Here is a 24633-nt window from a genome sequence, read left to right as displayed (position 1 = left end):
GAGCAAAGCAGGGCGGAGCCGAAGCATCTCTACCGCAGTGGTAATTTCAACGAGGCGGTAGAGATGCTTCGCGGGACTCAGCATGACAGTTACTTTGGCAACATAAGCACGCGGAATTCCTCGCGGGGCTCGGAATGCCGTTCAATTGGCAGGAGTCTACTTCAGCTTGTAGAGCTCGGTGCCGGCCAGCAGGAAGCAGCCCAGGCCATAATCTTCGAAATCGGGCTGGCTGGTGAAGCTCACCGGCTGCCCGTCCTTGGGCTCCTTGCCGGTGCCCTGCACGTAGCCCAGGAAGCCGTTGGGATGCACGCACTCGGTGGCCATGCTGTTCCAGGCCTTAGTGATAATGGGCCGGTACTGCTTCTCGTCGAGCAGGCCGTGGTTGATGCCCCAGGCCATGCCGTAGACGAACAACGCCGTGCCGGTCAGCTCCTTGCCGCCGAAGTGGTTCGGGTCGTGCAGGCTCACATTCCAGTAGCCGTCCGGGCGCTGCAGGGGCGGCAGGGCCTTCATCATGCTCAGGTACATCTGCTCATACTCGGCCCGGTGGGGCGCGCCCGGGGGCATGATTTCCAGCGTCCGCACCATGGCGGCCACCACCCAGCCGTTGCCCCGGCTCCAGTAGCAGTCCTCGCCGTTGGGCTCCTTGTACGGGGGCACGAAGTCCTTGTCGCGCCACCAGAGCTGGTCTTGCGGGTTGTAGAGGCCGTTGCCGCCGTGCTTGGTTTTAGAGTAAGTGTAGAGGCGGTACATCTTCTCGTAGTAGGCCGTATCCTTGGTCATGGCCCCGAGCTTGGCGTAAATCGGCATGCCCATCTGCAGGGCGTCAATCCACCACCAGTCGTCCACTTGCGGGCTCTTGACCATCAGGTCGATGCTGGCCTTGATGTCGCGCAGGCGCTCGGGCTGGGGGTCCAGGTCGTAGAGGGCGAGGTAGGTCTGGCCGGCGGCCTGGTTGTCGGCGTTGCGGGTTTCAACGCCCCGGTTCAGCCCCCACTGGTGCTTCTGGCCCCAGTCGACGGCGTAGTCGTAGTAGGCCTTCTTTTTGTCAATGCCATAGAGGGCCATCAGCCCTTCGTAGTACACGGCCCGGGTCCAGATGTTGCTGGGGCGGGCCTTGTTGGTCACGATTTCCTTGCCCGTATCGGGCCACTTCTGCATAAAGTAGCGGTTGGCCAAGGTCAGGGTTTTGAGAATCTGCTTTTTCTTGGGCAGGCTCTGCGCCGGGGCGGGCAGCGTGAGCACAGCCAGCAGCAGGGCGCAGAGAGTGGACTTGAGGGGAAAGTTGAGCATAATAGAACGTTGTAGAGACGCATACTTGCGTCTCAATCGTTGCTGATGTTGTTGGTTTCGAGCCATTCCGGTCGTTCTGACGGCAGACGCAAGTATGCGTCTCTACAGTATGTTCAGACGGGATTTCACGAGGCGGCCTTGGCAATTTCGACGGCGTAGACCTGGCTTTCGCCTTCGAAGTTGGCCCGGAAGATCAGCCATTTTCCGTCGGGCGAGTAGTGCACGTTGGGCTCGAGGTGGTAGTTGTGCTTGGCCAGGTTGACCAGCTTTTCGGCCACGAACGTGGAGCCGCTGGGGCGGAACAGGTAAATCCACTGCCCGTTGGGCGAGTGGGCCACCGACGAGGGGTAGCCCCCGTCGCCGGCGAAGGTTTGCTGGTCGGGGGCGCTGGTGTAGTGCACGCTCCACTCGTCGCGGCTCAGCTCGTAGCTTTTTTCCTTGCCGGTTTTCACGTCGGTGCCCGTCACGAAGAAGGTTGCGCCCCGGGGCCGCTGGTGGTCGAAGTAGATGGTCTTGCCGTCGGCGCTAAACCACTCGTGGCCGAAGATTTCGCGGTCCATCGTGCGCTGGTGCACCTTTTTCACCTGCTTGGTCTTGGTGTCAATGGTCCAGATGCGGTCCACTAGCTCCCAGGGGCCCTCGTGGCAAAACATGAGCAGGCGCGGGTCGGTGGGCGAAAACTGCACGTGGTTCAGCCAAGCCGAGTCGGTAAAGAGCTTGGTCAGGCCCGCGCCCTGGGTACTCACCGTGAACAGCGTGCGGGGCAGCTTGGAGTCGTAGATGCGGCGGAAGTAATCCTTTTTCTCCGGGTACTGGCGCGAAATCTCCTTCTCGGCATCCGACGACCAGGCCCCGCCGAGCTGGGTTTCGTCGGCGTTCAGGGTGGTGATGTTGGCGCGGAAATCGGGCGGAAACACGAACACCAGCCGGGTCCGGCGGGTGTCCACGTGGGTGGCGTAGACCGAGTCGCCGGTCTGGTAAAACACCTCCCGGCGCCGAGGGGCCACAATTTCGCCGCCCACCTGCTTGAAGTAGCGGGTCAGCGGCACCACCTCCCGGGTTTTCAAATCGAGGGTGCGCAGCTGCTTGCCGCGGGCGTCGGAATGGTAGAACACCATGCGCTCCGCTCCCCCCTTGCCCGTGAGAAAGGGCCGGTTGTGGAAGTAGAAGCTGTTGTTGTTGCCGTCGAGGGGCGTGAGGCGCACCACGCGGTGGCCGGTGTCCTGGTCGATCCACTCGGCGGCCGGCATGGGCGACTGGGAACCCGTCACGAGGCGGGTCTGGGCCGGGGCGGCGGCACTGAGCAACGTAAGCGCGGTAACAAGGGCGGTTGTTTTCATGGGCGGGTAGTTGGCGGAGGCGAGAAACCGGCAGGTTCTTTCAGGTGGGCGTAACTGGGCACGATGCTGCGGGAGGCCGCGGCCGGGTCCACGTAGCGGCTCAGGTCGCGCAGGGCAATGACGCGGTAGTGGTGGTCGTGCAGAAACCTCAGGTACTGCTCAAACAGCGCGGGCGGGGTCGTCACCCAGTCGTGGGCCAGGTCGGGCACGCCGTGCACGGTCAGCACCACAATGCGGCCGCCGTGGGCCTGGCGCAGGGCCGAGAATACCTTGGCCGAGTCCGGGCCGGAAGTGCTGAAGCTCGGAATCAGCAGGGGGTGGTCGGTCAGCGGGTCGTAGGCCCGGGCCCCGCCGGCGCGGGCAAAATCGTAGTGGCGCGCCGTGAGCACAGCCGTGGACATGGGGCCCGCGTCGTAGCCGGGGTAGGCAAAGGTGGTGGGACGCGGCAGGCGGTAGGTGCGGCAGCGGGCCTCCAGTGAGTCCAGCTCGGCCCCAATCTGGGCGGCACTCATTCTGTTCACGTGCTTATGCGTGAGCGTGTGGCTGCCGACCTCGAAACCCTGCCGCTGCAAATCCTTGATTTGCGCCCAGCTCATATACTTGGTCTTGTCGGCAAAGGCCGGCTCCCGGAATTCGCAGACGAAGAACGTAGCCCCAAACCCGTATTTGCGCAGCAGCGGGGCCACGTAGGTGGCGTGGCTGAGGGCCGCGTCGTCGAAGGTCAGCACCACCAGCTTATCGGGCACGGGCCGGCGCAGCACCTGGGCGCGGACCGGGCCGGCCGCCAGGCTCAGCGCCAGCAGGCAGCCAATTCGAAGCAGATAAGGGGACTGAAGCACAACAGGTCGGGATGGGAACGTGGCACAAGGAAGTACTGCTGCCCCGGCCAACCCTCCTGTACTGTGTGGTCCGGGGATTTTCTGCCCATAACCACCCCGCCATTGTGTTGGGCTGTTTCTTCTCATGCATAGCAAAAACAGCCCAACATAGCTACCCCTGAGAAGTAGGGACAACTCCTTGAGGGCAACCCACCTCACAAGGGGCCCTAAGCTCGTTGTGCCAGCGACCAGACCCGATTTGTGCCGTTGCCTTTCCAACTGACTTCGCGGCCGGGTGCCAACTTTTCGGCAACCTTTGCCCCGCGGCGGCTGTTGGGGCCTCTCCTTGTCGCCTACTCCCGGCCGCCGGTGCGGCCCCTCCCCTTGTGCATGACCAAGCAACGCTATTTTTTCCTGATTCTGATTCTGGGCTCCCTGTCGGCGCTCGGACCGTTTTCCATTGATATGTACCTGCCGGGCTTCCCGGCCATTGCCCAGGACCTGCATACCACCGTGGCCCGGGTGGGCATGTCCCTGTCGAGCTACTTCGTGGGCGTGTCGGCCGGGCAGCTGCTCTACGGACCCTTGCTCGACCGGTTCGGGCGCAAAAAGCCGCTGTACTTCGGCCTGGTGCTTTACGGGCTGGCCTCGGCGGGCTGCTACTTCGCCCAGAGCATCGACTCGCTGATTCTGCTGCGCTTCGTGCAGGCCGTGGGCAGCTGCGCCGCCACAGTGGCGGCCGTGGCCATGGTGCGCGACCTGTTTCCGGTGGCCGACGCGCCGAAAGTATTTGCCCTGGTGATGCTCGTTATCAGCGCCTCACCCATGATTGCGCCCACCGTGGGCGGCTACCTGGTGGCGGGCTTCGGCTGGCAGTCGGTGTTTGTGGTGCTGCTGGCCATGGGCCTGCTGCTGCTGGCCACCGCGCTCTGGCTGCCCGACACCTACACCCCCGACCCCACCCTTTCCCTGCACCCGCGCCCCATCCTGACCACGTTCTGGACCGTGCTGCGCGAGCCGCAGTTTTTCACCTACGCCCTCACCGGGGCCATGACTTTCGGGGGGCTGCTGGCTTACGTGTCGGGTTCCCCGCTGGTGTTTATGGATATCTTCCGCGTCAGCACCCAGGTCTACGGCTGGATTTTCGCGGGGCTCTCGGTGGGCTTTATCGGCTCGAGCCAGGTCAACAGCTGGCTGCTGCGCTACTACCGCTCCGAGCAGATTGTGCTGGCCGCCATGCTCAGCCAGTCGGTGATAGGGCTGCTGTTTGTGGCGGGCACGGCCCTGGGCTGGTTTGGGCTGGCGGGCACGGTCACGATGCTGTTTCTGTTTTTGTGCTGCCTGGGCTTCGCCAACCCCAACGCCGCCGCTTTGTCCATTGCCCCGTTTGCCAAGAATGCCGGCAGCGCCGCCGCCCTGATGGGCGCCACCCAGATGGCCGTAGGCGCGCTGGCCTCCTACGCCGTCAGCTTGTTTGATACCCGTTCGGCCCTACCGATGGTGGCCGTCATGGCCGCCACGGCCCTGCTGGCACTGCTGGCGCTGGTAGTGGGCCGCCGCTTTATTGCCGAACCGGTGGCCGCTGCCGAGGGTGGCGCGGTGGTGGCCCATTAGGGCCGGCCTGGTTTTAGAGCCGGTAGAAAGCCACGGCGGTGCCGCCCCAGAAGCCCGCCTGCTCGGCGGCAGAAAACGGGCGCAAATAGTCTTCCAGTAGCCCCAGGGCCCGGGCGTAGCCGCCGGCCACCTCGCACACCGGCCAGTCGGAGCCGTACATCACCCGCCCCGTACCAAAAGCCTCGAACACCACGTCGAGGTAGGGCCGGAAGTCGGCGGGCTGCCAGCGGTGCCAGTCGGCCTCGGTCACCAGGCCCGACACTTTACAAAGGACGTTTTCGCAAGCCGCCAGCGCCCGGATTTGCTTCGCCCACGGCTCCATTGCCCCGCTTTTAATGGGCGGCTTGGCCAGGTGGTCCACTACGAAAGGCTGGGTGGATAACGTGTCGGCCAGCTCGGCCGTGTAGCCCAGCTGGTCGGGCAGAATCAGCAAATCGTAGGCAAAGCCGTAACGGTACAACGCCGCAATGCCCCGCCTAAACGCAGGGGTCAGCAGCAGGGCGCGGTCGGCTTCGCCCTGCAGGATGTGGCGGAAACCTTTGAGTTTGTCGAATTGGGCGTAGTATTCCAGCCGCTCATCCACGCCAGGGGCCCGCAAATCCACCCAGCCCACCACGCCCCGGATAAACTCGTGCTCGGCGGCCAAGCTCAGCAAAAACTCCGTTTCAGCCTCCGACTGGTCGGCCTGCACGGCTACGCAGCCCGCAAAGCCGTGCTGGTGCAGCAGCGGGGCCAGGTCGGCGGGCTGGAAGTCGCGGCGCAGGGTGGCCATATCCTCCCCGATCCAGGCGTCGCGGACGGGCTCATACTGCCAGAAGTGCTGGTGGGCGTCAATTTTCAGCATCTGCCGGGACTCGTTTACGCTTGCACTCCGAAGCGGTACTCGGTCTGGCTGCGAAACACCGAGCCGGGCCGCAGAATCGTGCTCGGAAACCCGGGGTGGTTGGGCGAGTCGGGAAAGTGCTGGGTTTCGAGGCAGAAGCCCGCGTGCCGGCCGTAGCGCACGCCGTGCTTGCCGGTGAGCGTGCCATCGAGGAAGTTGCCGGTGTAAAACTGCACCCCGGGCTGGTCGGTTACCACTTCCAGCGTCCGGCCCGAAACGGGCTCCACCACCCGGATAACCGCCTCCCCGGCCCCGGCCGGCTTGAGCACCCAGTTGTGGTCGTAGCCCCCGCCAGCCACCTCCCCGATGCGGGTCCCGATACGGTGGGGCGCCGTAAAGTCGAAGGGCGTGCCGGCCACGGCCCGCAGCTCCCCGGTCGGAATCAGCGTCTCGTCGACCACGGTGTAACGGTCGGCCCGCAGTTCCAGCTCGTGGCCGAGAATGTCGGCGCTGCCCCCCAGGTTGAGGTTGAAGTAGGTATGGTTGGTCAAGTTCAGGGGCGTGGCCTGGTCGGTGGTGGCCTCGTAGGCAAGGCGCAGGGCGTTGGCTGAGGTCAGGGTGTAGACCACGGTCACGCTCAGATTGCCGGGGTAGCCTTCCTCCCCGTCGGCACTCAGGTAGCGCAGCGTCAGGGTCGGGCCGTCCGCCGACTCCCCGGCCTGGGCCGTCCAGAGCACCTTGTCGAAGCCTCGGCGCCCGCCGTGCAGGTGGTTCGGGGCGTTGTTGCGGGCCAGCGTGTACTCTTGGCCGTCGAGGGTGAAGCGGCCCCGGGCAATGCGGTTGCCGTAGCGCCCGATCAACGCGCCGAAGTAAGGCCCCGACTGCAGGAATTCCGGGCTCTGGTAGCCACGCACGTCGTCGAAGCCCAGCACCACGTCGCCGAGGCGGCCGGCTTGGTCGGGCACGAGCAGGCTGGTGAGCGTGCCCCCGTAGGTGCTGATGGTAGCCGTCAGGCCGTGGGCGTTGGTGAGCGTGTAGAGCTGGGCCGCGGCCCCGTCGGTGGTCAGGCCAAAAGCGGAGGTGGAAACCGGCATGGGAAAAAGAGTAGTGGCAAGGTCGCAACGAGGCCGCGCCGGGAAAAGTTGGGGCTCCTAGCGCCCGAAGTCATCCTGCACCCGCACGATGTCGTCCTCATCGGAAGGATGGGCCGCGTCGGTGTGCTGCCAGATTTCGGCCACCACGCCCCAGCCCCCGAGCCCCACGAGGCGGTGCCGCTCCCCCTGCCGCAGCACAATCCGCTCGCCGGGAGCATAGGTTTTCACCTCGCCTTCGGCGTCGGTGGCGCTGGTCGCCACGCCCACGGGGCCTTCCACCACCTGCCAGATTTCGGCCCGCCGGTGGTGATACTGCCACGAAAGGCGCTGGTGGGGCGCCACGAGCAACACCTTGGGGCTGAGCTTGCCCGCAATTTTCAGCCCTTCCACCGACAGTCCGTCGAAGTAGGTGTCGGCAAACTGCTGGGCCTGGCCCTCGTCGAGTACGAAAAACCCGCCCCAGGGCCGGTTTTGGTCCTGCTGGGCAATTCCGAAGCCCTGGCGCTGCAGGCGCTCGGCCACCTGCTCAAATAATTGCTGCTTCTGCGCGTCACTCATAATCTGCATGCTGCGGACCTGATTTTTTCAGCCCGTAAGATGCAAGTAACCGAAAACCCCTCAAAACCCCGCCATCGGTTTTTTCCGCCCTTAGTAGCCCGTACCAGCTGGTTTAGTCGAAGCTCAGGGCCGCGTCGCCGCCGACGGGATACCCGGTGCAGGTCAGCACCAGCCCCCGGCTCAGCTCCCGGTCGGTCAGCACCTCGTTGTTGCTCATCCATATCTGCCCGCCGGTGCAGCGGGCGGCGCAGTTGCCGCACTGGCCCACTTCGCAGCTGTAGGGCAGGCGCAGCCCCTGCTGGCGGGCGGCGCGCAGAATCGTGAGCGGGTACTGCACCGGGACCTGGTGGACCTGCCCGCGCAGCGTGAGCGTGACCTGGTGGGGCGCCGTGTCGGGCGGCAGCGCGGGCGGGGCGGCGGGCGCGGTGAAGAACTGCTCCCGGCGGATGTGGCTCAGCGGCAGCCCCGCCTCGTGGAGGCCGTAAGTACCCATGCGCATGTAGTTGAGCGGGCCGCAGACGTAAGCCAGGGTGCGGGCGGGCGAAGCCGGAGCGTGTTCCGCCACGAGGCTTTTGAGCAGGTCTTTGTGCAGGTGGGCGCGGTAGAGCTCGGGATTGGTGCTGTAAAACAGCTCCAGCCGCAGCCGGGCGGGAAACTGGCGGGCCAGGGCATTGAGCTCGGACAGAAACAGCGTTTCGGCGGCCGTGCGGTTGCTGTAGAGCAGCAATACGCGCAGGTGAGCATAGTCGTGGAGGGCAGATTTGAGCACCGAAAACAGCGGGGTGATGCCGCTGCCGGCCCCGAGCAGAATCAGCTGGTCGTAGTCGGTGGGGGCGGGTGGCAGGGTAAAAAAGCCCCCCACCCCGCTGGTCTGCACCTCGTCGTCGACGCGCAGCTCATCGACCAGCCAGCGGGAGAACAGGCCGTTATCAACCCGCTTAACCGTAATGGCCGCGGGCTCGCCCAGCGTGGGGGCCGAGCTGAACGAGTACGAGCGGCGCACTTCGGCCCCGCGCAGGGTCCGCACCAGGGTCAGGTACTGCCCGGCCTGGTAGCGCAGGGTTTCGCCGGGCCGGGGCGCCAGCACCAGCGTCCGGGCCTCGGGTCCGGGCGTGTGAATGGCCGTAATGGTCAACCGTTGGTAAGCGTCGGGGAGCATAAAATAACAGCAGGTTCATTCTTCCGACCGGCCCAAACTCTGCGCTACCGGCCTAGGATGCGAGGCTATACGAACCACGGGCCCAAGATGCCCAAAAAGCGGGGCTGCAGTTCCGGATTGTTGCTTTTTGGGCGCCGCCAGTAATTCAGCTCCCAGCCTGCTTGGCCACCGGCGGCTGCCCCGGGCGGGCATAGTCGAACCGCACTGGCTCCTGCACCGCGTGGTAGCCGTCGAGGCCCGAAATGCAGGCGCTACCCAAGGCCACCAAGTCCAGGGTGCCGTCGGGGCGCAGGCCTTGTTCGCGCAGGTACACGTGCTCGACCTCACCCACCAGCAGCACCGTGCCGTTGAACACGGGCAGCTCCTGGCGCAGGCGCAGTCCGATGCTCAGAGGGCTTTCGGCCACGTAGGGCGCGGGGAAATCGTCGCGGTACTCGGCCGTGAAGCCGCAGGCCTCGAACTCGGAAACCTCGGCCGGGAAGTTGGCCGAGGTGTAGTGGGCCGCCGCCGCCCGCTCGTGCGGTACGTGGTTGAGGGTGAAGCAGCCGCTGCTTTTCAGGTTTTGGTAGGTATGGCGGGGCACCGTGGTGGGGCGCGTCACCAGCCCGAGTACGGCCGGGTCGGAACCCAGGTGCAGCACCGAGCTGAACACGGCCAGGTTGGTCAGGCCCGCGCCCGACGCCGTGCCCACCAGGTTGGCGGGCTTGAAGCCGGGCAGGCCATTAACGAAGTTGAGGCGGTAAATCCGTTCAAAGGCCTGGATATCGGCGGCGGTGAGGTGGTGCATGGGCAACGGGCTGGGGAAGTAACCCCGCTATGACCACCGACCGGGGCCGTTTGTTCAGCGCCGCTACCGTTCGGGGGTGCCAATGGCGAGCTAATCCGGGGCGGCGGCCTAACTTTAGCCGCTCAAAACGCTTATTGCTCCAGCCCGGCCCCCCGGCGCCGGACCCGCCCGTTTTTTTCTTGTCCCGACTCATATGCCCACATTCCGCCAGAAGCTGCTCAAAACGTTTTACCCGCTGATTATGCGCCTGTCGAAATCCGGCAGCAAGGGCCGGGTGCTCACCAACTCGCAGGGGGCGGCGGCGCCGGTGCCCTTCTACCAACTCGAGAGCCAGCTCAACACGGGCCAGGAACTGTCGTTTTCGGCCTTGCAGGGCAAAAAAGTACTGGTCGTGAATACGGCCTCGAACTGCGGCTACACGAATCAGTACGCGGAGCTTCAGCAGCTTGCCGAGCAGTTTGCCGACGAGCTGGTCGTGCTGGGCTTTCCGGCCAACGACTTCAAGGAGCAGGAACAGGCCGACGATAAGGCCATCGAGCAGTTTTGCCAAGTGAACTTCGGCGTGACGTTTCCGCTGATGAAAAAAAGCGTGGTGGTGAAGCAGGACCGCCAGCATCCGGTGTACCGCTGGCTGAGCGAAGCCCGGCAGAACGGCTGGAACGAGCAGGCTCCGGACTGGAACTTCGCCAAGTACCTAGTCAGCGAAGACGGCCGCCTGACCCATTATTTCGGGCCCGCCGTGTCGCCGCTCAGCGCCGAGGTCACCCAGCAGCTGGGCCGCCGCTAAGTCCGTTTTTCACCCTTCTCCCCGGTTTATGTTCGCCCAAACCACCTACCGCCAGCGGCGCCAGCAGCTCTGCCAGCGCCTCGGCCACGGCCTGATCGTGCTGCTCGGCAACGACGAGTCCGGCATGAACTTCCGCGACAACTGGTATCATTTCCGTCAGGACAGCAGCTTCTCGTACTATTTCGGCCTGAACCTGCCTTCCCTGGTGGCCGTGCTCGACGCCGACAGCGGGGAGGAAATTCTGTTTGCCCCCGAGCAAAGCCTCGACGACATTATCTGGACCGGCCCGCTGCCTTCCATGGAGGAGCAGGCCGAGCAGGTAGGCGTGCGCACGGTACGGCCCCTGGAGCAGGCCGGGGCGTACCTGGCCAGCAAGTCGACGGTGCACTACCTGCCGCCCTACCGTCCTGAGCACGTGCTGAAGCTGGCTGCCTGGACGGAAAAAGCTCCCGCCCAGGTGGCGGCCGGCGCCAGCGTGGCCCTGATTGAAGCCGTGGTGGCCCAGCGGGCAGTGAAGTCGGCGGAGGAAGTGCAGGAGCTGCACGCGGCCGCCACCGGCTCGGCCCGGATGCAGCTGGCCGCGCTCCACCAGGCCCGGGCCGGCATGCGCGAGTTTGAGGTGGCCGCCGAAGCCTTGCGCAGCGCCCAGAGCCAGGGCTTGCAGCTCTCCTACCCCCTGATTCTCACCACCCAGGGCCAGGTGTTGCACAACCATTACCTCGGCAACACCCTGCAAGCCGGCGACCTGCTGCTCTTCGACGGCGGCGTGGAAACGGCCCGCTACTACGCCGGCGACCTGACGCGCACCTTCCCCGTCAGCGCCACGTTCAGCGCCCGCCAACGGGAGCTTTACCAAGTCGTGCTCGATGCCCAGCTGGCTGCCATTGCCGCCCTGCGGCCCGGCGTGCGGTTTCTGGACGTGCACCTGCTGGCCTGCCAAAAGCTGGTGGAGGGCCTGATTCAGGTCGGGTTGATGCGCGGCAATGCCGAGGAAGCCGTGCGGGCCGGGGCGCACACCATGTTCTTTCAGTGCGGGCTGGGTCACATGCTCGGCCTCGACGTGCACGACATGGAAAGCCTGGGCGAAACCTACGTGGGTTACACCCGAGAGCTGCGCAAAAGCACGGCCTTCGGCCTCAAATCACTGCGGCTGGGCCGGGAGTTGCAGGCGGGCTTTGCCGTCACCATCGAGCCCGGCATCTATATCATTCCCGAGCTTATCGACCAGAAGCGCGGGGATGCCACCTTTCAGCGCTTCATCAACTTCGAGCGGCTCGACACCTACCGCGACTTCGGCGGCATCCGCATCGAAGACGACTTTATTATCACCGAGCACGGCAGCCAACTGCTGGGTGAGCCCCTGGCCAAGACGGTGGCCGAAATCGAAGCCATCCGCGGGCAGGCCCTTAGCTAAACCCACGTTGCGGGCTGGATTGGGGCTTCAAACGACGCTACGGGCCCGTAGCACGGCCTTGTAGCCCTCAATCCAGCCCGTGCCGAGCAGGGCGGCCAGCCCGCACCAGGCCAGGGACGCCGGACTCACCGGCCCGAAGCCGAACAGCCGCTGGGCGCCCGGCAGCAGCAGCGTGGCCAGCAGCAAGGTCAGGGTGAGGCCCAGCATCAGCCACAGAATGCGGTTGGGCGTGCCCATGGTCCGGAAAACGGACTGCGTAAACGAGCGGTTCACCAGCGTAAGAACCAGGTTGCTGAGCACCAGGGTGGCAAACGTGAGCGTGCGCACCACCGGCGCGGGCAGGCCCTGCCGCATACTCACGTAGTACACGCCCAGCACGCCCGCGGCAATGCCCAGCCCCTGCACGATGCTGCGCCCCAGCTCAGCCCGGCCCAGGAAAGTAGTGGTAAGGGGCCGCGGGGGCTGCCGCATCTGCCCGTCTTCGGCCGGCTCGTTTTCGAAGGCCACGGAGCAGGTAGGGCCCATCACCAGCTCCAGGAAGATGATGTGCACGGGCGAAAACAGGTTGGCCAGCGGCCAGTTGGCGAGCAACGGCACGGCCACAGTCAGCACAATGGGACTGTGAATGGAGACGACGTAGAAAACGGCCTTTTTGAAGTTCTGATAAATGCGTCGCCCCTGGGCTATGGCCGTGACCATGCCCGCCAAATCGTCGTCGACGAGTACCAGCGAAGCCGCCTGCCGGGCCACTTCCGTGCCCCGCCGGCCCATGGCCACCCCGATATGCGCCGCCTTGAGGGCCGGGCCGTCATTGACTCCGTCACCAGTCATGGCCACCACCTCGCCGTTGGCTTTGAGGGCTTCCACCACCCGCAGCTTGGCCTCGGGAAACATGCGGGCAAAAACGGCCGTGCCGGTTACCTGCTGCCGGAGCGCGGCGGCCGGCAGCGCCATCACCTGCTGGCCGGTGAGCAACGTGTCGGCGCCGGGAAGGCCCACCTGGCGGGCAATGGCCTGGGCCGTTTCGGGAAAGTCGCCGGTTATCATCTTCACCCGCATCTGCGCCGTTAGAAAAGCCTGAAGCACGGCGGCGGCGTTGGCCTTGGGCGGATTTTCGAGGGCCACCAACCCCAGAAACTCCCAGGCAAAGTCGTCCTGCCCCTCTGGAAAGGCTGTGCCATCGGAATGAGCCCGCGCCACGCCCAGCACCCGGTAGCCCTGCCCGGACAGCTTCCGCGTCACCTGTCGGATTTCCTCAGCCCGAGCTAGGGCCAGGCGGCAGACGGCCAGAATATGCTCCACGGCGCCCTTGCCGGCCACCACGGTTTCGGCGCCCACCCGGCGCAGGTGGGTCATCATGGGCGGGGTGCCAGCCAGTGGGTACTCGTGCACCATCGGGCAGGGCGCAGCGGCCGCGGCCGGGTCAGCAGCGGCGTAGGCCTCCACAATGGCCTTTTCCATGGCATCGAAGGGCTCGGTTTCGCTGGCCCAGCGGGCGCAGGCCAGCACGGCCGTGGCCGTGGCCGGGAGCGGGCCGGGCACCGGCAGCAGGCGGGCGGCAGTGCCGTCGTAGAGCTGCCGCACTTGCATGCCTTCCTGGGTGAGGGTGCCGGTTTTGTCGGCGCAGATGACGGTGGCCGAGCCCAGGCTTTCCACGGTCTGGGGCTGCTTGGTCAGCACGCCCAGCCGGCTCAACCGGGCCGCCCCCAACGCCATAAAGGAGCTGAAGGCCACCGGAATTTCTTCGGGCAGAATAGACATAGCCAGCGTGAGGCCGAAGAGCAGGGCCGTGACCCAATTGCCGGAGTGCGCGTAGTTTACGGCCCACACCAGCGCAAACGCCCCGGCGCCCACCCAGGCCATGCGCAGCACAAATCGGCTCACCTGCCGCTGCAAGGGAGTTTTCTCCGGCACAATGGCTTCCATGCTCTGCCCGATCAGGCCGAGCCGGGTGCCCGCGCCCACGGCCGTAACTGTCAGCCAGGCCCGGCCGGCGGCGGTGCTGGTGCCGGCAAACACCGGGTCGCCCTGAGCTTTGGCAACCGGCACGGCCTCGCCGGTAAGAATGGCTTCGTCGACGGCAAAGTCGCTCGGCTCGGTTACGAGGCCGTCGGCGGGCAGGCGGCTGCCTTCCTCCACCAGCACGGCATCTCCCACCACCAAGTCCTCCACCGGCACGGTCACGACCACACCGCCGCGGCGCACCCGGGCGCGGGGCTGGGTGAGCTCGCGCAAAGCGCTCAGGGCCCGGTCGCTGCGAAGCTGCTGATACACCGAGATGCCCGCCACGGCCAGCATGGCCACTCCTAGGGTAATGGCCTCGGCGCCCTCCCCCAGGGCAATGTACACTGCGCAGGCCGTCACGAGCAGCAAAAACATGGGTTCGGTCACGACCTCGCGCAGCGTACCGGCCAGCCCCGCCCCAGCAGGGGCCGCAACCACGTTGCGGCCGTAAGATGCCCGCGCCGCCACGACGCCCTCTTCCGTCAGGCCGGAAAAGGAAGCGGGGGCGGGCAGGGTCGTGGGCCTAGGCATGGCGGCGGGTTGGTTGTGCGGGTCAGGCATTTAAGATTGTGGTTGGCCAGGGGGTTGCCAGCGGCTTGGCCGAGGAGCGGTTCTCCGCCCAAAGAACCGGTTCACCATTTTTCCCAGGCCGAAGCTTCGGTTGTGTTCCTTGTAGACCGGCCGCGGCCAGGTCGGAGCGCACCATGCGCTGCACGCCCGCCGACCAGCGCCAACTGCCGGTTGTTGAGCTGCCCAAAAGTCCGGGGGAAGGTTTGGGTGGTCATCCGCGGTACCGGGTAAGGGTGAGCTGAACAAGGTTAGATTCGGGCCGCGCGGCCCGCTTGCGGCCGGTCTGACCAAGCTCGGAGGGTGAGCCCGGAAAAAGAAGAACAAAAGTCATGGCCGGACCTGAGTTTCGTCACCGCCCGGGCCCGGCTGCAGGCTGCACCTTGGCCTGGTTCAGCTGCTTACCCGGCGCGGGCCTGGCAGCCTTTTCTTCCCTCCTTCCACGTTCTGCCCATGCTCCCTCAACCCGCCCCCGGCCACGGAAGACCGTCTGGCCGATGCAGACATCACCGCGGCCATTACGCAACTGCTGCTACGCCAAGGCATTCGTGCCAACCTGATCCGGCTCCGCTGCCAGCAGGGCATCGTGGAGCTGGTCGGGTTCACCGACAACCTGCTGACCCTGCACCGGGCCGAGGAAATTGCCACGGCCGTGCGCGGCGGGCGGGCGGTGGTCAATGCGCTGCTGAGTGCACGAGGGCCGCGTGACGCTGACCGGGACTGCGCGGCCGCGGAAGCCTACGCCTGCGGGGCCCGCGAGGTGAACAACCACCTGCGCCGCCCGGCCACGCCCTGACGGCTACATCGTGGGGCCTTTGGAAAGCGCCGGCAGCCCGGGCCAATGTAAAATGTCAGCGGCCCGGGATGATTTGCATCATGGCGCCGGCCCGGCCCGGCGCGCATCTTTACGGTAAGCTCACCGAAAGCCCTCCGCCGGCCGCTCTGGCCGCCGCGGGCGTTTCCCCACCAAGCCCTTGCCGCTATGTACGAGGCCTCCACTCCCGCCACCCCGCCCCCGGCCCCGCCGGCCGCGGCGACCCGCTTGAAAGTCAGCCTGCAGTTTCTCGGGGCCGCGCACTGCGTCACGGGTTCAAAGTACCTGCTGACCCTGGCGCGGGGGCGGCAGCGCCAGCAGGTACTCATCGACTGCGGCCTGTTTCAGGGCCTCAAGGAGCTGCGCCTGCGCAACCGGGAGCCCCTGCCCGTGCAGCCGGCCGAAATCGACGTCGTGGTGCTGACCCACGCCCACATCGACCACTGCGGCTACCTGCCCAAGCTGGTGCGGGATGGGTTTCAGGGCCGTATTTTCTGCACCGAGCCCACGGTCGACCTGCTCAGCATCATGCTCCTCGATTCGGCCAAGCTCCAGGAGGAAGAGGCGGCTTTCGCCAATGCCAAGGGCTTTTCCCACCACCACCCGGCCACTCCGCTCTACACCCAGGCCGACGTGCTGCGGGTGCTGCCCCTGGTGGAAAGCGTGGCGTACGACGCCCCGGTTTCCCTGTTTGCGGATGCTCTCACCTTCTGCTTCCGCGACGCGGGCCACATTCTGGGCTCCGCCATTGCCGAGCTGACCGTGCAGGGCGCCGAGCAGCGCAAGCAGCTGGTTTTTTCCGGCGACCTGGGCCGCTACGCCAGCCCCGTCCTCCACGACCCGACGGCCATCACGGCCGCCGACGTGCTACTGGTGGAGTCCACCTACGGCGACCGGGTGACGCGCAGCCAGGATCCGGAGGCCGAGCTGGTCGGGGTGGTGCACGAGGCCCTGGCGCGCGGCGGCATGCTGGTGGTGGCGGCCTTCGCCGTGGGGCGCACCCAGACGCTGCTCTACTACCTCAAAAAGTTGCGGCAGGAAGGCCGCCTGCTCCTGGTGCCGGTGTACGTAGACAGCCCGATGGGTATCCGGGTGTCCGACCTCTACCCGCGCCACCCCGGTGCCCACCGCCTCGGCCACGGCAACGTGTTCGACTTCAGCGGCCTGCGCTTCGTGACCGAAGCCTCCGAGTCCAAGCAGCTCAACGAGAAAAAGGGGGCGGCCATCATCATTTCGGCCAGCGGCATGTGCACCGGCGGCCGCATCATTCACCACCTCTACCACCACCTGCCCCGCCCCGAAGACACGCTGCTGCTCATCGGCTACCAGGCCGAGGGTACCCGCGGGCGCGACCTGCAGGACGGAGCCACGACCGTGAAGATGTTCGGGGAACTGGTGCCCGTGCGCTGCCAGGTAAGGCACCTGGATGGCTTTTCCGCCCACGCCGACCGCCAGGAATTGCTGCGCTGGCTCGGCAACTTCACCGTTGCGCCCAAGTGCACCTTCGTCGTGCACGGCGAGCCGGCGGCGGCCCAGGCCCTGGCCCACACCCTGCGGGAAAAGTCGGGCTGGCCGAACGTGGTGGTACCCGATTACCTGGAAACCCACGTGCTGTTCGAGGGCCTCTGAGCCCGGTTTCGGGCCGGCCAGCCTCGTTTTCGTCTTCTCCTTAACCTTCTCTCGGCAATGACTCCGCAACGCACTGTTTACCTGCTGGCCTGGCTGGCCCTGGCGCCCTTCTGGTCCCGGGCCCAGCAGCCGGCCCCTCCCGCCCCGGCCGGGCTGCTGGTGATTCGCAACGTCAACGTGGTGGACGTGGTCGGAGAGCGGGTGCAGGCCAACTGCATGGTGGTGGTGCGCGACGGCTGCATCGAATCGGTGGGCAACCGGGCGCCGGCCGGGCGGGCCGTGCAGCGCCTCAACGGGCGGGGAAAATACCTGATTCCCGGCCTCTGGGATGCGCACGTGGCGGCCCTGAGTACCGCCGTCGAAGCCCGGGTGGCCCTGCCGCTCTACCTGACCTACGGCATTACCAGCATCCGCAACTTCGGCACCGCCCGGCCCCTGCCCGAGCTGCTGGTCACCGTGCGGGCCGTCGAAACTGGCGAGCTGACGGGCCCGCATATTATGCTGGCCGGCGTCCCCATTGAGGAGCCGGTGGGTGCCCCGGCCGGGGCGGCTGCGCGGGTGGCAGGACGGCAGCAGGCCGAAGCCGGGCTGCTCGCCGGCTGGCAGGGCCTGACGATGGACCCATTTCTTTCCCGGGACACCTACCTGGGCGTGGCCGAAGTGGCCCGCGAACAGCACGTGCCGCTCGTGGGGCCCGTGCCGGAGGCCCTGACCAGCCTGGCGGCCGTGGAGGCCGGGCAGCGTGGCTTCGAGCCGGCCGATAAGCTGCTGCTGGGCTGCTCGGGGCAGGAAGCGGAGCTGGTAGCGAGCCGCTCGCGCCTGCTCACCGGCCCGCACCGCCTGGCAATCCTGCAAACCCAGCTCCGCACCCAGCAACGCGCGGTGGTCAGCTCGTTTAGCCCGGCCCGCTGCGCCGCGCTGGGGCAGGCACTGGCGGCAAGCCGGGCCTTCGTGGTGCCGATGCTGCTCAGCGACTTTTACCCCGACCAAGCCCTGGCCACTACCGACCCGCGCTTCCGCTTTTTGCCCGAAAGCGTGCGGCAGCAGTGGGCCCGTACCAACTTCAGCACCCGTAACCTGACCACCGCCCGTTACGCCACGCTTCGTCCCCTCGATTCGCTCCAGCACCTGATGGTCGCGGAATTTCAGCGGCAGGGCGTCACGATTGTGGCCGGTTCCAATGCCGGCTGGCAGAACCCTTACCGCTTCCACGGCAGCGGCTTGCTTGCCGAGCTGGAGCAGCTGGTAGCGGCAGGCTTCACGCCGGCCGAGGCGCTCCAGGCGGCCACCACCTCCCCGGCCGCGGCCCTGGGCCACCGCTACGACCTCGGCCATATTACCCCCGAATACCACGCCGACCTGGTGCTACTCGACGCCAACCCGCTTGACGACATCCGCAACCTGCGGCAGGTTCGGGCCGTGGTGCTCAGTGGCCGCGTATTCAACAAAAAGGCACTGGAAGCCCTCGAAGCCGAAGCCGAGCAGCAGGCCCGCGCCGTCGTTGCCCCGGCGGCGGCCGCCACGCGCTGACCTAGCGTAAAGCGGCGCGGCTACTCCCCCAGCCACCACCGGCGCCGGGGACGGCTCAGCCTGGCCAGCTTAAACTTCACCACGGCGTGCTGCTCGATGTGGGCCAGGGCTTCCGCCACGGAATCGGTGTAGGTCAGCAGCTCCAAATCGACGGCGGCGACCATGCCCTGCTGCTGCATCTGGGTGAGCAACGTCAGCAGCGGCTGCCAGTACTGGCGCCCGATGACAACGACCGGAAAATCCAGAATCTTTCGGTTCTGAATCAGAGTCAGGGCTTCGAACAGCTCGTCGAGGGTGCCGATGCCGCCGGGCATAATTACGAAGGCATAGGAGTATTTGATCAACAGCACCTTGCGCACGAAGAAGTAGCGGCACAGCAGCATCTTGTCCAGGTACGCATTGGCCTGCTGCTCCTGGGGCAGCACGATGTTGCAGCCCACCGATGAGCCGCCCACGTCGCGGGCCCCGCGGTTGGCGGCTTCCATAATTCCGGGGCCGCCACCGGTGAGCACCGTAAAGCCCTGCCGGCTCAGGCCCGCCCCCATTTCCCGGGCCAGCGTGTAAAAAGGGGAGCTTTCCGCCACCCGCGCCGAGCCGAATACCGAGACGCAGGGCCCCACGAAGTGCAGCACCCGGAAGCCGCGCAGAAACTCGCGCACCACGGCCCACAAGAAGCGCAGCTCACTGCGGCGACTCCGTGGACCGGCCAGAAACCGCTTTTCCCCGCGGGAAGGCCCGATAACCGGAACTGGAGCAGAATCAGGTTGGGCGGCAGCAGCCATGGATTCGTCGGGAATGGCTCCCATTGTTCACCATCAAGGTAGCGCCCCGCTCGCACTTTTCCCTGACTTTGCTGCACTACAACCGCGTGACGCGGCCACATACCTACCCAAAGGCCGGGCATAAAAAAAGGACGCCGATACGACGTCCCCTTTTCCACAACCAAAACACCTAAAAAACTATTCTTTCGGATTTTCAACAGCAATGTCTGTGCCAAATGCCGCGAGTACTGTGGCCTAGGCAAAAGAAATTTCGTCCGAAAACAGTTGCAATTATCGTCTTTCCGAACGGCTGCCTTGCATCAGGCTGGTTCGCCATTCCGGATACCGGGCTGAGCCGGCTCCTGCTGCGCTACGCACGCTATTGTCGGGAGCCGCTGCGAGTGGTTCGGGTTTGGTGGGTGGCGGACGGTGGGCGTATCTTGCGGGCTTTCCCCTTACCTTCCCTCCTATGGAATCCCCCCGCGACGAATTCATGCGCGAAGCCATTCGCCTTTCGATTGAAAAAATGCAGGCCGGCCACGGTGGTCCGTTTGGCGCCGTCGTCGTGAAAGACGGCCAGATCATTGCCCGCGGCTTCAACCAGGTGACCAGCACCAACGACCCCACCTGCCATGCTGAAGTCGACGCCATCCGCAAGGCCTGCAAAGAGTTGGGTACCTTCCAGCTCGACGACTGCGACCTGTACACTTCCTGCGAACCCTGCCCGATGTGCCTGGGCGCCATCTACTGGGCCCGCCCCCGGCGCGTGTTCTACGGCAACACCAAGGCCGACGCCGCCGCCATCGGGTTCGACGACCAGTTTATCTACGAAGAGTTGGACCGGCCCATGGAGTCGCGCAAGCTGCCCATGACGCAACTGCTGCGCGACGAGGCGTTGGCGGGCTTCGAGGCCTGGACCAACAAGGAAGGCAAGACTGAGTACTAGCCTACTCCACATTGCTCGCAAAAAAGCCCTGCCGCTCACGCGGCAGGGCTTTTTTCATTTCTCGGACGGCCGAAGCCAAACTGAAGGGCGGTTTACATCTTGCCCTTCATGCCCATCATCTTGGCCATCTGGGCCATGCCGCCCTTGGTGGAGCTCATCTTGTTCATGGTGCGCATCACTTTGCGCATGTCCTCGAACTGCTTCATCAGGTTGTTGACCTGCTGAATGTCGGTGCCGGAACCCTTGGCCAGGCGACGGCGGCGGGAGCCGTTGAGGATTTCGGGCGTGCTGCGCTCCTGCGGGGTCATGCTCTTGATGATGCTCTCAATCGGCTTGAAGGCGTCGTCGTCGATGTCGATGTCCTTGATTTGCTTGCTCATGCCCGGAATCATGCCCACTAGATCCTTCAGGTTGCCCATCTTCTTGATCTGCTCGAGCTGAGACAGGAAGTCGTCGAAGTTGAACTGGTTTTTGCGGATCTTCTGGTTGATGCGCTTGGCCTCGTCCTCATCGAACTGCTGCTGGGCGCGCTCCACGAGCGAAATAACGTCGCCCATGCCCAGAATCCGCTGCGCCATCCGGTCGGGATAGAACAGGTCGAGGGCTTCCATCTTCTCGCCGGTCGAGATAAACTTGATGGGCTTCTCGACCACGGCCCGGATAGAGAGGGCCGCGCCGCCGCGGGAGTCGCCGTCGAGCTTGGTGAGCACCACGCCGTCGAAGTTGAGCCGGTCGTTGAAGGTCTTGGCCGTATTCACGGCGTCCTGGCCGGTCATGGCGTCCACCACGAACAGGGTTTCGGAGGGGTTGATGGCCCGCTTCACCTGCTCGATTTCCTTCATCATCTGCTCGTCGACGGCCAGGCGGCCGGCGGTGTCGATGATGACGACCTTCTTGTTGTTTTTCTTGGCGTAGGCAATGGCATTCTGCGAAATCTCGACCGGATTCTTATTTTCCGGCTCCGAGTACACTTCTACGCCTACTTGTTCGCCCAACACCTTGAGCTGGTCGATGGCCGCGGGACGGTACACGTCGCAGGCCACGAGCAGCACCGTGCGGTTCTGCTTCTTGATGAACGTGGCCAGCTTGCCGGCGAAGGTGGTTTTGCCCGAGCCCTGCAGGCCCGAGAGCAGAATCACGGCCGGGTCGCCCTTCATCACCACGTCTTCCTTCTGCCCGCCCATGAGCTGGGTCAGCTCGTCGTAGACGATTTTGGTCATCAGCTGGCCCGGCGACACGGTGGTCAGCACGTCGCGGCCCATGGCCTCGTCCTTGATCTTGTCGGTGACTTCCTTGGCCACCTTGTAGTTCACGTCGGCATCGACGAGGGCGCGGCGGATTTCCTTGATGGTGGCCGCGACGTTGATTTCGGTGATGCTGCCCTGGCCCTTGAGGGTTTTAAAGGCTTTGTCGAGCTTGGTACTGAGGTTATCAAACATGGGAAACGGGAATTACGAAAGGGCCGCCGGGGTGGGCGGAAATGCAAAGGTCGTTTATACGCGGAAATATCCCATCAAAAGCGAAACCGAAACCGCGTCCAGGGGCTCATCGAAGGCTTCGCTGGCCAAGGCGGCCGTGGCCACGCCCGGAAAGGCCGACAGCAGGTTGATGCCGCTTTGCACAGTGTTATCCTCGCTGGGGTACAGATTGGTCGGGGTACCGGAAAAGTAGACGTTGCCCAGCAAGTTAGGCAACGGGCCGCCGGTTTCGGAGCCGGTTATCCAGCTCTTAGGCGCTGAGACCGGGGAGCCGGGCAGACTTTGGGCTCCACCGCGGCGCATGGTGCGCACGTGGGAGGCGTGGCGGGCTTCCACCGAGTGAATGCTCAGCGCCGCCTCGGTCACCAACTTGTTGACGAACAGCGTGGGCAGCGCCCCTTTGTAGGCGCGCACGCCCAGGTCCTCGAAGCACTGGGCCAGGCTCAGGAAGAGGTATGGGTTGGAAAACACGGTGGGAAAGGCCGGCGCCTGCCGGCCGCCCTTGCTGCCGGTGAAGTCAAAGGCGCTGAAGGGCAGCGGGGCAATGGCGGCCGTCCCGAGTACGGTGCGCAGGGTCTGGACGTGGTTGTTTTCGTCGTTGCGCAGTAGCGTGACGGCGGCCCGGTCTTCGGCAGTCAGCGGCAGCGGGCTGCTCAGGGCCAGACTGTAGAAGCTGTATTCGAGGTATTCGAGCTGCAGGGCCAAGTTCAGCACGTTGGCCACGTCGGCGGGCAGGCCGGTGCCCTGCCCGTAGGCGCGGCTAAAGAGGGCCGACAGCGCGCCCGGTACGGCCGCGGCCGTCAGGCGGCGGCCCACGGTGCCCAGGTGCTGAAATACGCGGCGGCGGCCGTCGAAGCGGGCGTACACTTCCGGGTCCACGGCTTCGATGTCGGAGAGCAGGTTGAATAGATTCATCGGACAAGAGAGAATAGCGGGTGGAATAGAAGTTACTGCAGGCCGGAAACGTCGAGCTTGGAGCCCACTTTCAGGTAGGAATTGGCCGCCGTGACGACCACCGCTGGCGTTTTGGCCGTTTCCAGCCCCGAGGTAGCCCCGATGATGTCGGCGCCCACGAACGTGTTGTAGGTCAGAAAGTCCCGGATCAGAGCCGCGTGCCGGGCTTCCACCGAGCTAATTTTACCCAGCACCAGCAGGTAGGTCGGCGTGGTGAGGTAGGCCGCGGCCCCGTTGTAGGCCGCCACGCCCAGGTCCTCAAACGACCGAGCTGCCGCCAGCACCGCCGCCCGGTCGCCGAAGTTGATGGCGGAAAAGTCCGTTTCCAGGTCCTTGATGGCATTGGAGCCCAGCACCGCCTTCAGATATTCGCGGTGCAGCAACTCGTGGCCGGCAATGTCGGTGAGGGCCGCTTTCTCGGCTGCCGAAGCCCCAGCGAAGTAGCTGCCCGCCTTCACGCTGGCGTAGAAGGCCGCTTCGAGCTGCTCCAGGGCGTAAACGTAGTTGAGCACGCCCAGGTCGCCGGTGCCTACGTTCACAAACTGGGGCAGCACGGTGAAGACCGTGGCGCTGCTGCCCGTGCCGCCGGGCGTCGTGACCACAAAAACGCCAGTCTGGGCCGTAGCGGGCACGGTCAGGGTGATGGTGGTGGCATTGACAACCGAAAACACGGTCGTGGCGCCCCCGAGCGTGACGCGGGTGGCCCCGGTGAAGTTGGTGCCAATGAGCGTGACGATGGTGCCGGGCAGGCCGGACTGGGGTGAAAAGCTGGTGATGGTGCTGGCCGGCGGCAACACCGTAAAGGGCGTGCTGCTGGTGGCCGTGCCGCCGGGCGTGGTCACGGCCAGGGCCCCGGTCGCGGCCGTCACTGGCAGCGTGACGGTGATGGTGGTGGCGCTGACGACAGTGTAGGGCACGGCCAAGCCGCCCAGGGTGACGGCCGTGGCCCCGGTGAAGTTGGTGCCCGTGATGGTGATGACGGTGCCGGGGGCGCCGGCCGCCGGGGTGAAGGCGTCAATGGTGGGGGCCGCCGTGATGGGGCCCGGGGTGAGGGCTTCTTTTTTGGTGCAGCCGGCCAGCCACAGGCTACCCAGTGCCACGCTGGCCCCACTGTAAAACAGAAACGAGCGGCGCCCCAGGGCGGGGCCCGCCACCCGGCCGGTGGGCTCGGGGAAGGCAGGAGTAGAAACGGACTTCATCGGCAGTAGGGTAGAAATAAAGGATGGGGAACGGGCAGCGAAGCGCCCGGGCCCGAGGGCATACGGCATCCTCCGCAAGTTAGGGGGAAACAGCCTTTTTGCCCCCAATAATTCACGCAGCCCCCGCAAACCGGGGCGGCTGCTTACCTTCGCCCCGCCAAACGCCCCAACTCTGCTCCCGCCTCAGCTATGCGCCTGCTCGTTATTACGTATTACTGGCCGCCCTCCGGGGGCGCGGGCGTGCAGCGGACGTTGAAGTTTGTGAAGCACCTGCCGTCCTTCGGCGTGGAGTGCACGGTGATAACCGTGGACCCGGACCGGGGCGCCTACCCCGTGCTCGACGAGTCGTTGGCGGCCGAAATTCCGGCTTCCGTCCGGGTGATTCGCACGGACACTTCCGAGCCCTTCGGCTCCTATAAAAAGCTCACCGGCCGCCAGCAGATTCCCTACGGCGGCTTTGCCAACGAAAGCAAGACCAGCTTCCAGCAGCGCTTTTTCAAGTTTGTGCGCGGCAACGTATTTATTCCCGACCCGCGCCGGGGCTGGAACGCCCACGTACTGCGGGCCGTGGCCGGGCTGCTGCGCGCCGGCGAAACCTTCGATGCGGTGCTCACCAGCAGCCCGCCCCACTCCACCCAGCTGATTGGGCTGGCGCTGAAAAAGCGTTACGGCCTGCGCTGGCTGGCCGACCTGCGCGACCCCTGGACCGACATCTACTACTCCAAGGAGCTCAACCAGACCGCCCCGGCCCGCTGGCTCGACGAGTGGTACGAGCGCCAGGTGCTGGAGCAGGCCGACGAGGTGCTGGTCACGAGCCCCGACACCAAGCGGCTGCTGCTGGGCAAGTCGGCGAAGCTCACGGCCGGCAAGTTTCACGTGCTGCCCAACGGCTACGACGAGAGTGACTTCCGCGAGCCGTCGGCACCGCCTACGGATTCGCTGCTGATAACGCACACGGGCACGATTTCGGAAATCTACCACATCGAGCTGTTCTTGGCCGCCTGCGGGGAGTGCAGCCGCCGCCACCCTGACGTGAACCTGCGCCTGCGCTTCGTGGGCAAGGT

Annotated in this window: 21 protein-coding genes; 8 read left to right on the top strand and 13 right to left on the bottom strand. The window is 65.4% G+C overall.

The genetic code is table 11. The annotated features are described in order from the left end of the window. Positions 1-156 precede the first annotated feature (156 nt). From EWM57_RS13545 to EWM57_RS13535, 3 genes are all read right to left on the bottom strand, one after another. On the bottom strand, positions 157-1293 hold the full coding sequence (locus EWM57_RS13545) for a glycoside hydrolase family 88/105 protein (protein WP_129921688.1): 1137 nt from the start codon (positions 1291-1293) through the stop codon (positions 157-159). 125 nt (positions 1294-1418) lie between these two features. After that, positions 1419-2633: an oligogalacturonate lyase family protein gene (locus EWM57_RS13540; protein WP_129921687.1), complete on the bottom strand. Its 1215-nt coding sequence runs from the start codon at positions 2631-2633 to the stop codon at positions 1419-1421. Then, positions 2630-3472 carry a polysaccharide deacetylase family protein gene (locus tag EWM57_RS13535; RefSeq protein ID WP_242510066.1) on the bottom strand — a complete coding sequence of 281 codons (843 nt, stop codon included), beginning with the start codon at positions 3470-3472 and terminating at the stop codon, positions 2630-2632. The genes EWM57_RS13540 and EWM57_RS13535 overlap by 4 nt, the downstream gene beginning before the upstream one ends. Positions 3473-3841: 369 nt before the next feature. Here EWM57_RS13535 and EWM57_RS13530 point away from each other — a divergent pair, with 369 nt between their 5' ends. Further along, entirely contained in the window at positions 3842-5065 is a 1224-nt protein-coding gene (locus EWM57_RS13530; protein WP_129921685.1) for a multidrug effflux MFS transporter, read from the top strand. A gap of 13 nt (positions 5066-5078) precedes the next feature. Here EWM57_RS13530 and EWM57_RS13525 read toward each other — a convergent pair whose 3' ends face one another. From EWM57_RS13525 to EWM57_RS13505, 5 genes are all read right to left on the bottom strand, one after another. After that, positions 5079-5909, bottom strand: coding sequence for an amidohydrolase family protein (locus tag EWM57_RS13525; RefSeq protein ID WP_129921684.1), 831 nt, complete (start codon positions 5907-5909; stop codon positions 5079-5081). A 14-nt stretch (positions 5910-5923) separates the two neighbouring features. Beyond that, entirely contained in the window at positions 5924-6982 is a 1059-nt protein-coding gene (locus EWM57_RS13520; protein ID WP_129921683.1) for an aldose epimerase family protein, read from the bottom strand. 57 nt (positions 6983-7039) lie between these two features. After that, entirely contained in the window at positions 7040-7540 is a 501-nt protein-coding gene (locus tag EWM57_RS13515) for a cupin domain-containing protein (RefSeq protein WP_129921715.1), read from the bottom strand. A gap of 112 nt (positions 7541-7652) precedes the next feature. Further along, positions 7653-8699, bottom strand: coding sequence for a ferredoxin--NADP reductase (locus tag EWM57_RS13510; RefSeq protein ID WP_129921682.1), 1047 nt, complete (start codon positions 8697-8699; stop codon positions 7653-7655). Positions 8700-8844: 145 nt separating this feature from the next. Further along, positions 8845-9486: a flavin reductase family protein gene (locus tag EWM57_RS13505; protein ID WP_129921681.1), complete on the bottom strand. Its 642-nt coding sequence runs from the start codon at positions 9484-9486 to the stop codon at positions 8845-8847. Between the two features lie 193 nt (positions 9487-9679). Here EWM57_RS13505 and EWM57_RS13500 point away from each other — a divergent pair, with 193 nt between their 5' ends. Further along, positions 9680-10273: a glutathione peroxidase gene (locus EWM57_RS13500; RefSeq protein WP_129921680.1), complete on the top strand. Its 594-nt coding sequence runs from the start codon at positions 9680-9682 to the stop codon at positions 10271-10273. Between the two features lie 28 nt (positions 10274-10301). Beyond that, positions 10302-11687 carry an aminopeptidase P family protein gene (locus tag EWM57_RS13495; protein WP_129921679.1) on the top strand — a complete coding sequence of 462 codons (1386 nt, stop codon included), beginning with the start codon at positions 10302-10304 and terminating at the stop codon, positions 11685-11687. A gap of 27 nt (positions 11688-11714) precedes the next feature. Here EWM57_RS13495 and EWM57_RS13490 read toward each other — a convergent pair whose 3' ends face one another. Next, a complete protein-coding gene (locus EWM57_RS13490; protein WP_242510065.1) occupies positions 11715-14252 on the bottom strand; it encodes a cation-translocating P-type ATPase in 2538 nt (845 codons plus the stop codon). Positions 14253-14634: 382 nt separating this feature from the next. Here EWM57_RS13490 and EWM57_RS21610 point away from each other — a divergent pair, with 382 nt between their 5' ends. The 3 genes from EWM57_RS21610 (at position 14635) to EWM57_RS13475 (ending at position 18231) form a co-directional block, all read left to right on the top strand. Next, a complete protein-coding gene (locus EWM57_RS21610) occupies positions 14635-15054 on the top strand; it encodes a BON domain-containing protein (RefSeq protein ID WP_129921678.1) in 420 nt (139 codons plus the stop codon). Positions 15055-15240: 186 nt separating this feature from the next. Next, a complete protein-coding gene (locus tag EWM57_RS13480; protein ID WP_242510064.1) occupies positions 15241-16701 on the top strand; it encodes an MBL fold metallo-hydrolase RNA specificity domain-containing protein in 1461 nt (486 codons plus the stop codon). 57 nt (positions 16702-16758) lie between these two features. Continuing rightward, complete coding sequence (locus EWM57_RS13475; RefSeq protein WP_129921677.1) at positions 16759-18231, top strand: amidohydrolase family protein; 1473 nt, start codon at positions 16759-16761, stop codon at positions 18229-18231. Between the two features lie 20 nt (positions 18232-18251). On the opposite strand, the gene EWM57_RS13470 is transcribed toward EWM57_RS13475, so the two are convergent. After that, positions 18252-19037: an LOG family protein gene (locus EWM57_RS13470; protein ID WP_242510063.1), complete on the bottom strand. Its 786-nt coding sequence runs from the start codon at positions 19035-19037 to the stop codon at positions 18252-18254. A 424-nt stretch (positions 19038-19461) separates the two neighbouring features. Between EWM57_RS13470 and EWM57_RS13465 the strand changes: the two genes are divergently transcribed. Then, a complete protein-coding gene (locus EWM57_RS13465) occupies positions 19462-19938 on the top strand; it encodes a nucleoside deaminase (protein WP_129921676.1) in 477 nt (158 codons plus the stop codon). A gap of 92 nt (positions 19939-20030) precedes the next feature. Here EWM57_RS13465 and ffh read toward each other — a convergent pair whose 3' ends face one another. From ffh to EWM57_RS13450, 3 genes are read right to left on the bottom strand one after another with little or no spacing between them, the layout of a single operon-like run. Beyond that, positions 20031-21377, bottom strand: a complete 1347-nt coding sequence (ffh, locus tag EWM57_RS13460; protein WP_129921675.1) for a signal recognition particle protein — start codon at positions 21375-21377, stop codon at positions 20031-20033. 54 nt (positions 21378-21431) lie between these two features. Next, the gene (locus EWM57_RS13455; protein ID WP_129921674.1) at positions 21432-22331 is read right to left on the bottom strand and encodes a ferritin-like domain-containing protein; all 900 of its coding nucleotides are present in this window, start codon (positions 22329-22331) and stop codon (positions 21432-21434) included. A 32-nt stretch (positions 22332-22363) separates the two neighbouring features. Continuing rightward, entirely contained in the window at positions 22364-23569 is a 1206-nt protein-coding gene (locus EWM57_RS13450) for a ferritin-like domain-containing protein (RefSeq protein WP_165370512.1), read from the bottom strand. 189 nt (positions 23570-23758) lie between these two features. On the opposite strand from EWM57_RS13450, the gene EWM57_RS13445 reads away from it, so the two are divergent. Beyond that, on the top strand, positions 23759-24633 hold an 875-nt coding region (locus EWM57_RS13445; protein WP_242510062.1), incomplete at its 3' end, for a glycosyltransferase.

Source organism: Hymenobacter persicinus (assembly GCF_004167665.1).
GTDB lineage: Bacteria > Bacteroidota > Bacteroidia > Cytophagales > Hymenobacteraceae > Hymenobacter > Hymenobacter persicinus.
Note: the sequence above shows the minus strand (reverse complement) of the source record. Positions and strands in the feature narration are given on the sequence as shown.